The following is a 13,300-nucleotide window of genomic DNA, read 5'->3' as shown; positions in this document are numbered from 1 at the left end:
CCGCCCGTTCCGGCACCCTGCGTACGTGTTGACGAAGACAGGAGCGTTGCCGTGGCGACTCGGCCCCCGGTGAGCCTGAAGCTGTCCCGCCGCAGCCGGATCCTCCTCATCATCGCCGCGGTGATCGTGCTGGGGCTGCTGCTGGGTGTCCGGCTGCTGGACACCTACGTGGACTGGCTGTGGTTCGGCGAGGTGCAGGCCCGCTCGGTGTTCACCACCGAGCTGCTCACCCGGATCGTGCTCTTCCTCGTGGTCGGGCTGCTGGTCGGCGGGGCACTCGCGGTCAGCCTGATCATCGCCTACCGCACCCGCCCGGTGTTCGTGCCGGTGTCCGGCCGCGACGATCCGCTCTCGCGCTACCGCTCGGTGGTGGTCGCGCGGATCCGGCTGTTCGGCATCGGCATCCCGGTGCTCACCGGGATCATCGCGGGCGTGTCCGCGATGGGCGACTGGCAGACCGTCCAGCTGTTCCTCAACGGGACCTCGTTCGGCCAGGCGGACCCCCAGTTCGGCATCGACATCGGCTTCTACGCCTTCACCCTGCCGTTCGTGAACTGGCTGCTCGGCTGGCTGTTCATCACCGTGGTGGTCTCGTTCTTCGGCGCGCTGATCGCGCACTACCTCTTCGGCGGCATCCGGCTGGCCGGCCGCGGCGGCCAGCTCGCCGGGCCCGCCCGGGCCCAGCTGGCCATCACGGTCGGCATCTTCGTGCTGCTGAAGGCGGCCGAATACTTCTTCGACCGGTACAACCTGCTGCTGTCCAACCGGGACATGCCGTTGTTCAACGGCGCCACCTACACCGATCTGAACGCGGTCCTGCCCGCGAAGCTGATCCTGCTGTGCATCTCGGTGATCTGCGCGGTCGCCTTCTTCGCCGGCGCGTTCCTGCGCAATCTCCAGCTGCCGGCCATCTCGCTCGTGCTGCTGATCCTGTCCGGGGTGCTGATCGGCGTCGCCTGGCCGGCCATCCTCGACCAGTTCTCGGTCAAGCCGAACGCCAACGACAAGGAAGCCACGTCCATTCAGCGCAATATGGACGCCACCCGGTCCGCGTTCGGGCTCACCAAGGTGAAATACGAGCAATATCCCGGCAAGACCGAGGCCACGCCGGAAGCGGTGAAGGCGGACACCGGCACGGTGTCCAACATCCGGCTGCTCGACCCGAACATCCTCAGCGACACCTTCACCCAGCGCGTCGGCCGGGAGAACTTCTACGGGTTCCCGGCGAAGCTGGACATCGACCGGTACAACGTCGGCGGCACCGTGCAGGACTACATCGTGGCCGCCAAGGAGATCAAGACCGACGGGCTCACCGGCAACCAGACCAACTGGATCAACAAGCACCTGGTCTACACGCACGGAAACGGGTTCGTCGCGGCGCCGGCCAACACCATCGACCGCGCGGTCAAGGACTCCAACTCCGACGGTGGCTACCCGCTCGCCACGACCAGCGACACGACCAACCCGTCCGGCGCGGGCTCGGTCAACGGCCAGCCAGGCATCCAGGTCAAGCAGCCTCGCATCTACTACGGCGAGCTGACCAACGAGAACGACTACGCCATCGTCGGCGGCACGCCGGGGCAAGCACCCGGCGAATACGACACCGACAGCCAGCGCGGGTACATCTACCAGGGCAAGGGCGGCGTTTCGCTGGACAACTGGTTCAACCGGCTCGCGTTCGCCGCCGAATACGGCGAGCGCAACATCCTCTTCTCCGACGCCATCGGCGACGGCTCGAAGATCATGTACAACCGCGAACCACGCGACCGGGTCAGCAAGGTCGCCCCGTGGCTCACCCTCGACGGCGATCCGTACCCGGCGGTCGTGAACGGCCGGATCCAGTGGATCGTCGACGGATACACCACGCTCAACAACTACCCGTACGCCCAGCAGACCCAGCTCGGCGAGGCCACCAACGATTCCCTCAACGGCGTCGCGAAACAGGCCAACAACTCGATCAATTACATCCGGAACTCGGTGAAAGCGACCGTCGACGCCTATGACGGCGCGGTCACCCTGTATTCGGTCGACGACAACGAACCGGTGCTGAAGGCCTGGGAGAAGGTGTTCCCGGGGCTGGTCAAACCCAGTTCCGAAATCTCCCCGGAACTGCGTTCGCACTTCCGCTATCCCGAGGACCTGTTCAAGATCCAGCGGGAACTGCTCGCGCGGTACCATGTGGACAGTCCGCAGGAGTTCTACGCGCAACAGGCTTTCTGGAGTGTGCCGCAGGATCCGACCGAGGACGGCAGCTCTACCACGACCGCGGCCAATGTGGCCAACCAGCCCGGGTACTACGTGCTCGCCAATGCGGCCGGCGAAGGGCGGGCCACGTTCCAGCTCACCAGTGCGCTGACCGGGCTGCAACGGCAATATCTGTCCGCCTGGATGTCGGTCTCCTCCGATCCGCAGGATTACGGCACCATCCGGGTACTCCGATTACCCCCGGCCAGCGGGGCGAACCAGGTCGACGGACCGGTGCAGGTGCAGAACAGATTCCAGAGCGACCCCAGAGTCGCCCAGGACCGCACCCTGCTCAACAACCCCAACGTCATTCCCATCTACGGCAACCTCATCACGTTGCCGGTGGCCGACGGGTTCCTCTACGTGGAACCGGTCTACATCCGCCAGCGCAACCAACTGAGTTATCCGCAGCTGGCCAGGGTGCTGGTGTCCTACGGCTCGAAGATCGGGTTCGCCTCCACACTCAACGAGGCATTGGACCAGGTGTTCGGCACCGGGACCGGCGTCGCGGCGACCACCCCGCCCGCGGACGGCACACCGAGCACCCAGCCGGCCAAACCGAGCACGCCGAGCGCACCGGCCACCCCGCCGCCGAACCAGGGCAGCAACCCGGCGCTGGACAAGGCCGTCGCCGACATCCAGTCGGCGCTGGCCAAGCTCAAGGCCGCACAGCAGTCCGGGAACTTCACGGACCAGGGTGCGGCGCTCACCGCGCTCGACGCGGCGACCAAGGAATACGAGGCGGCCAAACCCAGTTCGGCACCGGCCAGTGCGGCACCTCAGCAGCCCGGCGGGTGATCTCCGTTACGGAATAGGCACCTGCTTTGCGCCCGGGGGAAACCCCGGCGTAAGGTAGGTGTCACCGACGCGGGGTGGAGCAGCTCGGTAGCTCGCTGGGCTCATAACCCAGAGGTCGCAGGTTCAAATCCTGTCCCCGCTACAACGCAAGACCGCACAAAGGCCACGATCAAGCTGATCGTGGCCTTTGTATGTTCACTCCGGATTTGTTCGGAAGCAGATTTCGCATCCGGCATCGGCACCTAACGGCGTTGACCGCATGGCGGCAGCTGCCGGTCTGGTGGCTCGACGGAGGGCGTGCTCGGCCGTGGTGCGGCGGGGCGGCAAGTCCGGGGTGGACCGTTGCGAGCGCAGCGGTGCGATCCCCTTTGGCAAAACTCCGAAGCATGTTCAGAGTTTTGGGAGTGGTGACCGGGACCGGCGCCGCCACCTCGTCGCCGGAGTTCGGTCACGTCGCACGTTCTCTGACCCGAGAGCACCCTTGAGGAGAAGAACCTGCGTGCCGCGCAACCCGAAGCCGTCGTGCGCCCCTAGCAGGACACTGAGGGTGGGCTGTCCTTCATCGACCCGTATCAGTGGCTGGAGGACGACACCGACCCTGAGGTTGTCAGTGGAGGCTGCCCGCGATTATCTGTGTGCGGTTCCCGGCAGGGAACGGTTGCGCAGCAGGGTGGAGGCGTTGACGTTCACGAACCCCGCGTCATTGGCCGTCTACGGCCGGTCGAACGGCGGGCTGCTCGTAGCCGTGGCAGCCGTGCAGCGCGTGGTGCGAGACCCGGTCGTGCTCCCCACCTGCGTCGACGAGTACAACGACCCGGATGATGCGGCCGTTCTCGCCGCGTACAACCTGTACCGCAACGTCGTCGAGGGCCGCCACTACCCGAGCGTGTTGCTGTCCGCCGGGCGAGACGACCTTTCATGCCCGCCCTGGCACTCCCGCAAGCTTGCCGCGCGACTGCAGGCTGCCAGCAGTAGCGAGCACGCAGTGCTCCTACGCGTGTGGGACGGCGTGGCACACGGGATCGGGGAAATGAGCACCGTCGTGGAATGGCACACCGATGAACTCGCGTTCTTGTTCCGCGAGCTTGGCCTGACCGTTCCTGGCCGGGACGGCATTCGGCATCGTCGCCCGGTCTGGCTCCTCTGATCACGAGATCGAGTTGTTCGTCGAGGAACTGCTCGTGCGTCGCACCGCCGTACGTGGCCGTCACAAATGTGATGGTGTCTTCGTCGAGTTCCGCGTTGTCTCCGGCATTGTCCGGCCGAGGCATGACGGAGTGCACGGCGTGGGAATGGGAAAGGTTGAGCGTTGCCCCGATCAGCGATCGGGCCTGCTGATCGGAGAAGCCGTCGCGCCGCAGCACGCGGTGGCCGGTGGTGATGAGATCCGCAGAGGCACGAACCAGCTGGGTCCACGTCTCCGAGCTGGCCAGGATGGGGTTGTCCGTCAGCGCGGTGAAGAGCACTTTCGCCAGTTCCCGGATCCAGGACTGCCAGGGCAGCTCGGGATCGGGTGGCTCGAGGGCGAGCGAGATCCGTTGCGCCAGGGCCGACAGGAGTGCGTCTCGGCCGGCGACATACCCGTAGAGGGTGGGTGTGGAGACGCCGACTCGTGCGGCCACCGCGGCCATGGTGAGTTCTTCGTAAGGCAGCGTCCGGGCGGCGTCGAGCACAGCGTCGAGGCTGATGCGCGGCTTGGGGCCTCGCCGGGTCCGCGGCGCCTGCTGCTCCGGCACGTCCGGAGTTTACCTCGGGACGTGCCGTCTTGACCGCCTCCGGCCGTGTGGGCTGCGGAAAGGGGTTTAGCGGGGGGTGGTGTCCGGGGGCAGGACGGGGGTGTGTAGTGTTCTCCTTACAACGACGCGGGGTGGAGCAGCTCGGTAGCTCGCTGGGCTCATAACCCAGAGGTCGCAGGTTCAAATCCTGTCCCCGCTACTTGTCAAGGCACCCGGCCTGCACGAATGTGCAGGCCGGGTGCCTTTTTGTGCGCGCAGATCGTTCGCTGTTCGCCAGCGCGGGGTCGCTCGGGTGGTGGTTGCGGCAGGGGGTAAAGGTGCGCGGGGGGTTGCAGAGGGTATTCGGGTCCACAAAGGACATGCCTTCGGGTTGGGCTGAACGAGGGTTGTTGACCAGCCATTGTGGACAGATTGCTGGCCACTGTGGACATAGCCGCAATGAAGTGGGACGGTAGAGAGCGTGTCCGAATTGAATGCTACGGCAGCTGCGCTGCTCGGTTTGCTGCACGACGGTCCCGCCACGGGTGGGCAGTTGGTCGCTGGAGCCGACGAGCGGTTCGGCGCCTTTTTCAGTGTCACTCGCAGCCAGGTCTATCGCGAGCTGCCCGCGTTGTCCAAAGAAGGGCTTGTCCGGCTGGGCAAGCAGGGACCACGCTCCAGCCAGCAATACGTACTGACGGCCGCGGGCAAGAAGGCGTTCAAGACGTGGCTGGCCTCCGAGGCCGGTCCCGATCACCTGCGCAGCCCGCTCATCCTGCGGCTGGTGCACGCGGGATCGCTGACCGCCAAGCAGCGGTCCGGCCTGCTGGAGGCGGCGCGTACCTCCTATCAGGGCAGGCTGGAGGAGGCCAAGGTGGCCACGAAGGCGGCCGACGGGCCCTACGCCAAGGCCGTCGCGGAGTTCGCTCAGGCGCAGGCCAAGGCCGCGCTGAAGCTGCTCGACGCGATTCCGCAGGCCTGATATCACGGGCGACCCCACGACCGGTGCGCAACCGGTCGTGGGTTTTGCCGTAACCTTGGCCAACGTGAGTGATGAGTTCGATGCCTCGTTGCGGGACCTGACCGGCAAGCTGACGCAGATCGAGTCGGTGATGGACCTCGACGCACTGCGGGCACAGGTCGCCACGCTCGAGGAACAGGCCTCCAGCCCCACCCTCTGGGACAACCCGGAGGAGGCGCAGAAGGTCACCAGCCAGCTGTCGCACCGCCAGGGCGAGCTGCGCCGGGTCTCCGAGCTGCGCCAGCGCCTCGACGATCTGGGCGTGCTCTACGAGCTGGCCTCCGCCGAGAGCGACTCCGCCAGTATGCACGAGGCGGAGACCGACCTCGGCGAGCTGGTCAAGGAGATCGACGGGCTCGAGGTCCGCACCCTGCTCTCCGGCGAGTACGACGACCGCAACGCGGTGGTCACCATCCGCTCCGAAGCGGGTGGCGTGGACGCGGCCGACTGGGCCGAGATGCTGCTCCGGATGTACCTGCGCTGGTCCGAACGCCACGGCTATCCCACGGACGTCTACGACATCTCCTACGCCGAGGAAGCCGGCATCAAGTCCGCCACGTTCAAGGTGTCCGCGCCCTACGTGTACGGCACGCTCTCGGTCGAACAGGGCACCCACCGGCTGGTGCGGATCTCGCCGTTCGACAACCAGAGCCGCCGCCAGACCTCCTTCGCCCACGTCGAGGTGCTGCCGGAGGTCGAGGAAATCGATCACGTCGACATTCCGGAAAAGGACATCCGCGTCGATGTCTACCGATCGTCGGGCCCCGGTGGACAGAGCGTGAACACCACCGACTCCGCGGTGCGCATCACCCACCTTCCGACGAACATCGTCGTTTCCTGTCAGAACGAGAAATCGCAGCTGCAGAATCGCGCGGCCGCGATGAAGGTCCTCCAGGCGCGGCTGCTGCAGCGGAAAAAGGAGGAAGAGCGCGCCGAACTGAATGCGCTCAAGGATGCCGGTTCCAGCTGGGGCAACCAGATGCGCTCCTACGTGCTGCACCCGTACCAGATGGTCAAGGATCTGCGCACCGAGCACGAGGTCGGCAACCCTTCCTCGGTGCTCGACGGCGATATCGACGGGTTCCTCGAAGCGGGCATCCGCTGGCGCCGGCAGGCCGAGTCCGCCTGATCCACTTCCTCCACTTCGGACAGCCGGGGGCCCCTGCCTGCGGGGTCCCCGGGTGCCCGTCCGGGCACCGGCAACCCCGCCTTTACAAGGCCCATGGGTAGGATGCCGAATCGTGATCCGGCTCGAAGAGGTTTCCAAGGTCTACAAGACCTCGACCCGGCCTGCCCTGGAACAGGTGTCGGTCGAGGTCGACAAGGGTGAGTTCGTCTTCCTCATCGGTCCGTCCGGCTCCGGGAAGTCCACCTTCCTGCGGCTGCTGCTGCGGGAGGAAGTGCCCAGCAAGGGGCGGGTCATGGTGTCGAACTTCGACGTCGCCAAGCTCGCCCGGCGCCGGGTGCCCCGGCTGCGCCAGACCATCGGCTGCGTGTTCCAGGACTTCCGGTTGCTGGCCAACAAGACCGTCGCGCAGAACGTGGCCTTCGCGCTCGAGGTGATCGGCAAACCCCGGCCGACGATCCGCAAGGTCGTGCCCGAGGTGCTCGAACTGGTCGGCCTGGACGGCAAGGCGGACCGGCTGCCCAACGAACTCTCCGGCGGGGAGCAGCAGCGGGTGGCGATCGCCCGGGCGTTCGTGAACCGGCCGCTGGTGCTGCTCGCCGACGAGCCGACCGGGAATCTGGACCCGGACACCAGCCAGGACATCATGCTGCTGCTGGAACGGATCAACCGCACGGGCACCACCGTGCTGATGGCGACCCACGACCACTCCATCGTGGACTCGATGCGGCGCCGGGTCGTCGAGCTGCAGCTCGGTCGCGTCATCCGCGACGATTCCCGCGGCGTCTACGGCATCGGCCGCTGACGCCACCCCGCCCGACTCCAGCCCCGATTCCAAGGACAGACACCAGCGATGCGTGCCAGTTTCGTCTTCAGCGAGGTCGTCACCGGGTTGCGCCGGAACGTGACGATGACCATCGCGATGGTCCTCACCACGGCGGTTTCGCTCGCCATGCTCGGCGGCGGCCTGCTCGCCGTGCGCACGATCGACAAGATGAAGGCGAACTTCCTCGCCGAGGTCGAAGTCTCGATCAGCCTGGTCGACCAGGTCAGCGCCAACGACAAGAACTGCAGCCAGCAGATGTGCGGTTCGCTGCGCCAATCGCTGCAGAACAACCCGGGCGTGGAATCCGTGGTCTACGAGAACCGCGACCAGGCCTACCAGCGGTTCCAGAAGATCTTCGCCAGCCAGCCGGAGCTGCTCGAGCTGACCGGGCCGGAGGCGCTGCCCGCGTCGCTGCAGGTGAAGCTCAAGGACCCGGACCGGTCCGACGCGATCATCAAGCAGTACTCGGGCCAGCCCGGCGTGCGGAAGGTCGACGACCAGAAGAAGTTCCTCGACCGCGTGTTCAACGTGTTCAACGGCGTGCGCAACATCGCCTTCGTGATGGCGCTCATCATGGCCGTGGCCGCGCTGCTGCTGATCGCGAACACCATCCAGGTCTCGGCCTTCACCCGGCGTACCGAGGTCGGCATCATGCGCCTGGTCGGCGCGACCCGCTGGTATACCCAGCTGCCGTTCCTGCTGGAGGCGGTGGTCGCCGGCGTGGTCGGTGCGGTGCTCGGCACGGTGTTCCTGCTGCTGACGAAGCTGTCGTTCCTCGATTCGGTGTTCACCGGCGAGGTCTTCCCGCAGATCACCACGCTGGAAGTGCTGTTCCCGGTCGCGCCGATCCTGCTCGCGGTGTCCGTGGTGATCTCGGCGATCACCGGGTACGTGACGCTGCGTCTGTACGTGCGCCACTAGCGGTAAGTGCCGCGCGCGCTTAGGTACGCGCGGCGCTGCGGGTGTCCGGAGTGGACTGAGCACGCGGGAAGACCGCGTCGGGAATATTCACCGAGCCGGAAAACCTCGCGCGGAGCTGCGGCTTCCCGCCCGGAAACCGGAGTGCCGAGCCACCCCCAGGCCACGTAGAGTGGTCGGCATGCCCAAGGAACGTGGACAGAAGGTCATCGCGTCGAACCGCAAGGCTCGGCACGACTATTCCATCCTGGACACCTACGAGGCAGGGCTGGTGCTCCAGGGCACAGAGGTGAAGAGCCTGCGCGCGGGCAAGGCTTCGCTCGCCGACGCGTTCGCCACGGTCGACGACGGCGAAGTGTGGCTGCGCAACGTGCACATCCCGGAGTACACCCAGGGCACCTGGACCAACCACATGCCGCGGCGCACCCGCAAGCTGCTGCTGCACCGGCGGGAGATCGAGCGGCTGATCGGCAAGACCAAGGAAAGCGGGCTCTCGCTGGTCCCGCTGTCCCTGTACTTCAAGGACGGCAAGGTCAAGGTCGAGATCGCGCTGGCCAAGGGCAAGAAGGCCTACGACAAGCGGCAGTCGCTGGCCAAACGCGACGCCGATCGGGACATCAGCCGGGCGATGGGCCGGGCGCTCAAGGGCCGGTTCACCGAGTGACGCCCGGTCCGGTCTCGGACGCCGACGTCGCGAGGTGGACCGCGTCGCTCGGGATCGACGGGCTCATCGACCTGCACGTGCACTTCCTGCCGAAGCCCGTGATGGACAAGGTATGGGCGTATTTCGACCAAGCCGAAGAACATTACGGCACAGCGTGGCCGGTGCATTACCGCATGCCCGAGGTGGACCGGATCGAGACGCTGCGTGCACTCGGCGTACAGCATTTCGCGCCGTTGGTGTACCCGCACAAGCCGGGCATGGCGGAATGGCTCACGTCGTGGGCGATCGAGTTCGCAGAGCAGGTACCGGAAGCGGTGCCCACCGGCACCTTCTACCCGGAGCCCGCGGCGGCGTCCTCGGTCGAGGCCGCGCTGCGGGCCGGTGCGCGATGTTTCAAGGCACATGTGCAAGTGGGAGCCTACGATCCGCGTGGCGAGCTGCTGGACCCCGTGTGGGGCTCGCTCGCGGAAGCGGGAGTGCCCGTCGTGATCCATTGTGGACACGGCCCGTTGCGGGGCGAGTACACCGGGTTGTCCGTGTTCACCGAGGTGCTGGAGCGGCATCCGCGGCTGACCGCCGTGCTGGCGCACGCCGCGATGCCTGAGTACGACACGGCGTTCGAGCTGATGGCGCGGTATCCGCGGGTGTACTTGGACACGACCATGGTGGGCGTGCCGTTCACGGAGCGGAACGCGCCGTTGCCCGCCGGATGGACCGCGCGCGTCGCCGAAGTGGCGGACCGGATCGTGCTGGGTACTGACTTTCCGAACATTCCGTACCCGTACGTCACGCAGCTGCAGGCGATCGCCGGCTGGGCGGCCGACGATCGCCTTGGTGAGCCATTCCTGCGGGCCGTGCTGCACGACACCCCGGCGAAGCTGCTCAGCGTGTGAGCACGGCCGGGCCGCGGCGCAGCTGCCGTCCGGCCAGTACGAAGCCGGCCGCAGTGAGCACCACCCAGGGCACCGGCCCGTGCAGCAGTCCTTCGCGCATCGGGTGAAACCCGTTCGCGGCCAACCCGAGCAAGCCGCCGGAGGCGAGTAGCCCGGCGAGCACGAGCTGCGGGGTGCGTGCGGTGACCACCATCGTGTCCGGCTGGGTTTCGAACCGTTCGAACAGCCGGAGCAGGCCGAACAGCACCGCGCCGCACGCGGCGGCCCAGGCCGGCACCATGAACCACCACATCGTCGAGTCGGGCTGCGGAGTCGCGTAACCGAGGCCGTACACGGTGATGCCGGACACCACGATCAGCGCGGGCATGTGCCACAGGTACACCGACATGAACCGCGAGCCGAGCCAGCCGAGAGCGGTGCCGATTCGGGGCAGTGTCACCAGCCGCTGCCGGAACGCCAGCAGGAGACCGATCTGCCCGAGCGCGAGGAACAGCAGGAGCACGGTGGGCGGGCTCATGTTCGACACCGGCGCGCCAGGCATCCCGATCATGCTGGCCGGGTACGGGCCGAAAGCGACCAGGAGCGCGGTGATCCCGAACCCGGCGGCGGAAAGCCCCAGCGCGGCCCCGCGGCCGAGGTTGCCGAGCCGCCCTTCGGCATAGTGGAAGCCGAGCTGGTGCACGGCCACCCACACGATCACGGCGTTCGCATAGCCGATCAGGCCGACATCGGAGAACCGGGCGAGGTCGACGAGTACCCCGGCTCCCGCGAGCACCGCCGGAACCGCAAGCCCCCAGCGACGATGCGCGGCGACCATCAACGGGGTGACCAGCACGGTCAGCAGATAGACCGAAAGGAACCACAGCAATTGCGCCGCGATCGACCCGGCGACTTCGACCGGTTGGGGCGGAATTCCCAAGCCGGCCAGCAGATCCGGCACCACCAGCCAGACCGCCAGCAGGGGCAGCACCGGAACCAGCAGCCTGCGCACCCGGCCGGCGAACCAGGCCCGGGTGGATTCCGCGCGGCGCAAGGAGATCAGGTTCGCCGCACCCCCGGCGAAAAAGACAAGTGGCATCACCTGCGAGAGCCAGGTGATCACCCACCAGCCGGGGGTGGCCAGTGCGTTGCCGGTGGCCAGCGTGCCGTCGGAATAGGACAGCACCGGCATGATCCAGTGCTGCGCCACCACCGCGAGGATCGCCCCGGCCCTTACCACGTCGAGAAAAGTGTCTCGGCGGGTCGGTACCGCCGTGCTGGTGCCGATCCGCGGCAGGCTCGTCGTCATGGGGAAAGCCTGTCGGCCGCGGCGCTTCGGCACAGCGGGGCAGGCCGCCGAATCCGGCTTCGGGTCAGCCGCGCCTCTTACCGGGGGGCTGGCCCTACCCCCGGTGGGAAACGCGGCTCGGTGCTAGCGGAGGCCGTCCGGCTCCGTTTCGTGCGCGCACAGCCGATACTCCCAGCCGTCCTCGGTCAGGCCGAGTTCGTACAGCGTCTCGATTTTCGGGCCGCCGTGCAGATGGATGTGCCGCACCACGGTGCCCGGCACCGGCTGCTCGTCGGTGAGCTCCTGGACCCGCCCGTCCAGCGGTCCGCCGAAGAAGCGGACACTGCGGTCGGTGATCATCGGGTCCTCCTCGCTCGGCATCAGCCCATCGTAGGCGAGGCCGGGACCGCGGGGCTGCCCTCGAATCGGGTGAGACCGATCAGCGGCCCAGGTAGGTCAGCACCGCCCGCACCCGCCGGTGCTCCTCCGCACTGGCCTCCAGTCCGAGCTTGGCGAAGATGTTGCCGATGTGCTTCTCCACCGCCCCGTGCGAGACCACCAGCGAGTTCGCGATCGCGGTGTTCGACAGGCCCTGTGCCATCAGCCCCAGCACCTCCGACTCACGCGCAGTGAGCGAATCGAGCGGATTGCGCCGCCCGCGGGCCATCAGCTGGGCGATCACGTCCGGATCGATCGCGGTGCCCCCGCTCGCCACCCGGCGGACCGCGTCGAGGAACTCCGCCACATCGGCGACGCGCTCCTTGAGCAGGTAGCCGACCCCGCCCGTACCGCCGGAGAGCAGCTCGACCGCGTAGCTCTCCTCCACGTACTGCGAGAGCACCAGCACCGGCAGCCCGGCGATCGCCTTGCGCGCGGCGAGCGCGGCCCGCAGGCCCTCGTCGGTGAACGTCGGCGGCATCCGCACGTCGACGATCGCCAGATCCGGGCGGTGCTCGGTGACGGCACCGAGCAGCTCGTCCCCGTTGTCCACCGCGGCGACGGTCTCAATGCCCTCGTCGGCGAGCAACCGGGTGACCCCGGCTCGCAGCAGCACGGCGTCCTCGGCGATCACAACCCGCATCAGGCTCCCCAACTCGTGAGTGAACGGCTCCCGGACCCTATTCACTCACGAACGGGTCACCGTGGGTCCGGCAGGTCGGCTCGGGCTGCCGGTTCTACCGGTCGGGTGGGTACCCGGCACGCCCGGGGCCGAGATGCTCACGACCCGGGCAAGGTCACCGTGCTCCGCAAGATCCAAGTCTGTGATACCCAGGACTTCTGCCTGGTATACATTGCCTGCAGTTGGCAACAGGTGTCCTCAGGTTGGTTTCGGAGCGCCTTCCGGGTTGTCCCGCGGGTACTCCGGATGGGTGGGCCACTGGGGTCTGCCGATCTACGCTGGGAGGGCGTACGAGATGACTGATGGTCGCCAGGGACCGGAACCCGGCAGTTACGGCGGGCCGTCGTTCAGTGCGATGGTCGTGGCGCCGATCACGGGCGAGGGCTACTCGCTCGACCCGGCGGGGCTGGAGCACGTCGCGAAGGAGTTCGAGGCGCTCGCCGAGGAGATTGAGCTGGGCGTTTGGCAGGCGCAGACTATCGCGCAGACGGCGTCGCCGGGCCTGGATTACGCGAGCGGCAATAACGCGGAGGTTTTCCGCAACTCGGGAGATGCGCTGATCGCGTCGCTGCAGGACCGAGTGCGGTACTGCCATGATCAGGCTGCCAAGTTCAGGGCGGCGATGGGCGCATATAAGGTTGCGGAGGATGCGCATTCGACCGACGTGAAGAAGGTCGGGGGCAGCTTGTGAGGCGTGTCTTGATGGCG

The 13,300-nt window shown here is 67.1% G+C and carries 12 protein-coding genes, 2 tRNA genes and 1 pseudogene; 11 read left to right on the top strand and 4 right to left on the bottom strand.

Annotated elements, in window-relative coordinates; translation table 11 throughout:
- Positions 1 to 69: 69 nt before the first annotated feature.
- The 3 genes from ATK36_RS10760 (at position 70) to ATK36_RS32160 (ending at position 4,189) form a co-directional block, all read left to right on the top strand.
- Positions 70 to 3,042, top strand: a complete 2,973-nt coding sequence (locus ATK36_RS10760) for a UPF0182 family protein (protein WP_211292013.1) — start codon at positions 70 to 72, stop codon at positions 3,040 to 3,042.
- Between the two features lie 68 nt (positions 3,043 to 3,110).
- A tRNA-Met gene (locus ATK36_RS10755) sits at positions 3,111 to 3,184 on the top strand.
- Between the two features lie 537 nt (positions 3,185 to 3,721).
- Positions 3,722 to 4,189, top strand: a complete 468-nt coding sequence (locus ATK36_RS32160) for a prolyl oligopeptidase family serine peptidase (RefSeq protein WP_170069686.1) — start codon at positions 3,722 to 3,724, stop codon at positions 4,187 to 4,189.
- 409 nt (positions 4,190 to 4,598) lie between these two features.
- On the opposite strand, the pseudogene ATK36_RS34640 reads toward ATK36_RS32160, so the two are convergent.
- Positions 4,599 to 4,715 (bottom strand): annotated as a pseudogene (locus tag ATK36_RS34640) (TetR family transcriptional regulator); the annotation flags it as partial.
- Between the two features lie 188 nt (positions 4,716 to 4,903).
- Between ATK36_RS34640 and ATK36_RS10740 the strand changes: the two are divergent.
- From ATK36_RS10740 to ATK36_RS10710, 7 genes are all read left to right on the top strand, one after another.
- Positions 4,904 to 4,977: transfer RNA gene (locus ATK36_RS10740), tRNA-Met, on the top strand.
- A 261-nt stretch (positions 4,978 to 5,238) separates the two neighbouring features.
- Positions 5,239 to 5,739, top strand: a complete 501-nt coding sequence (locus ATK36_RS10735; protein WP_098511116.1) for a PadR family transcriptional regulator — start codon at positions 5,239 to 5,241, stop codon at positions 5,737 to 5,739.
- Positions 5,740 to 5,803: 64 nt separating this feature from the next.
- Positions 5,804 to 6,907 carry a peptide chain release factor 2 gene (gene prfB / locus ATK36_RS10730; RefSeq protein WP_098514783.1) on the top strand — a complete coding sequence of 368 codons (1,104 nt, stop codon included), beginning with the start codon at positions 5,804 to 5,806 and terminating at the stop codon, positions 6,905 to 6,907.
- 112 nt (positions 6,908 to 7,019) lie between these two features.
- Positions 7,020 to 7,709 (top strand): cell division ATP-binding protein FtsE, encoded by a 690-nt coding sequence (ftsE, locus tag ATK36_RS10725; protein ID WP_098511115.1) that lies wholly within the window; start codon positions 7,020 to 7,022, stop codon positions 7,707 to 7,709.
- Between the two features lie 48 nt (positions 7,710 to 7,757).
- Positions 7,758 to 8,651: a permease-like cell division protein FtsX gene (ftsX, locus tag ATK36_RS10720; protein WP_098511114.1), complete on the top strand. Its 894-nt coding sequence runs from the start codon at positions 7,758 to 7,760 to the stop codon at positions 8,649 to 8,651.
- Positions 8,652 to 8,829: 178 nt separating this feature from the next.
- Positions 8,830 to 9,312 (top strand): SsrA-binding protein SmpB, encoded by a 483-nt coding sequence (smpB, locus tag ATK36_RS10715; protein WP_098514782.1) that lies wholly within the window; start codon positions 8,830 to 8,832, stop codon positions 9,310 to 9,312.
- Positions 9,309 to 10,205, top strand: a complete 897-nt coding sequence (locus ATK36_RS10710) for an amidohydrolase family protein (protein WP_098511113.1) — start codon at positions 9,309 to 9,311, stop codon at positions 10,203 to 10,205. Before smpB ends, ATK36_RS10710 begins: the two co-directional genes overlap by 4 nt.
- Here ATK36_RS10710 and ATK36_RS10705 read toward each other — a convergent pair.
- The 3 genes from ATK36_RS10705 to ATK36_RS10695 all read right to left on the bottom strand — a co-directional run bounded on the left by ATK36_RS10705 (position 10,195) and on the right by ATK36_RS10695 (position 12,553).
- Positions 10,195 to 11,493 carry an acyltransferase family protein gene (locus ATK36_RS10705; RefSeq protein ID WP_098511112.1) on the bottom strand — a complete coding sequence of 433 codons (1,299 nt, stop codon included), beginning with the start codon at positions 11,491 to 11,493 and terminating at the stop codon, positions 10,195 to 10,197. The genes ATK36_RS10710 and ATK36_RS10705 overlap by 11 nt on opposite strands.
- Before the next feature lie 123 nt (positions 11,494 to 11,616).
- Positions 11,617 to 11,853: a hypothetical protein gene (locus tag ATK36_RS10700; RefSeq protein WP_199730348.1), complete on the bottom strand. Its 237-nt coding sequence runs from the start codon at positions 11,851 to 11,853 to the stop codon at positions 11,617 to 11,619.
- A gap of 58 nt (positions 11,854 to 11,911) precedes the next feature.
- Positions 11,912 to 12,553, bottom strand: a complete 642-nt coding sequence (locus tag ATK36_RS10695; RefSeq protein WP_098511110.1) for a response regulator transcription factor — start codon at positions 12,551 to 12,553, stop codon at positions 11,912 to 11,914.
- Between the two features lie 334 nt (positions 12,554 to 12,887).
- On the opposite strand from ATK36_RS10695, the gene ATK36_RS10690 reads away from it, so the two are divergent.
- The gene (locus ATK36_RS10690; RefSeq protein ID WP_141544419.1) at positions 12,888 to 13,283 is read left to right on the top strand and encodes a hypothetical protein; all 396 of its coding nucleotides are present in this window, start codon (positions 12,888 to 12,890) and stop codon (positions 13,281 to 13,283) included.
- Positions 13,284 to 13,300: the final 17 nt, after the last annotated feature.

Origin of the sequence: Amycolatopsis sulphurea (assembly GCF_002564045.1) — a bacterium.
GTDB lineage: Bacteria > Actinomycetota > Actinomycetes > Mycobacteriales > Pseudonocardiaceae > Amycolatopsis > Amycolatopsis sulphurea.
The sequence above is the reverse complement of the archived record's forward strand: the minus strand, read 5'-3'. Positions and strand labels throughout refer to the sequence as shown.

Excerpts from the sequence above, each read along its gene's own strand:
- ATK36_RS10700 (WP_199730348.1), bottom strand. The coding sequence starts at position 11,853 with ATGCCGAGCGAGGAGGACCCGATGATCACCGACCGCAGTGTCCGCTTC.
- ATK36_RS10695 (WP_098511110.1), bottom strand. The coding sequence starts at position 12,553 with ATGCGGGTTGTGATCGCCGAGGACGCCGTGCTGCTGCGAGCCGGGGTC.
- smpB (WP_098514782.1), top strand. The coding sequence starts at position 8,830 with ATGCCCAAGGAACGTGGACAGAAGGTCATCGCGTCGAACCGCAAGGCT.
- ATK36_RS10690 (WP_141544419.1), top strand. The coding sequence starts at position 12,888 with ATGACTGATGGTCGCCAGGGACCGGAACCCGGCAGTTACGGCGGGCCG.
- ftsX (WP_098511114.1), top strand. The coding sequence starts at position 7,758 with ATGCGTGCCAGTTTCGTCTTCAGCGAGGTCGTCACCGGGTTGCGCCGG.
- ATK36_RS10705 (WP_098511112.1), bottom strand. The coding sequence starts at position 11,493 with ATGACGACGAGCCTGCCGCGGATCGGCACCAGCACGGCGGTACCGACC.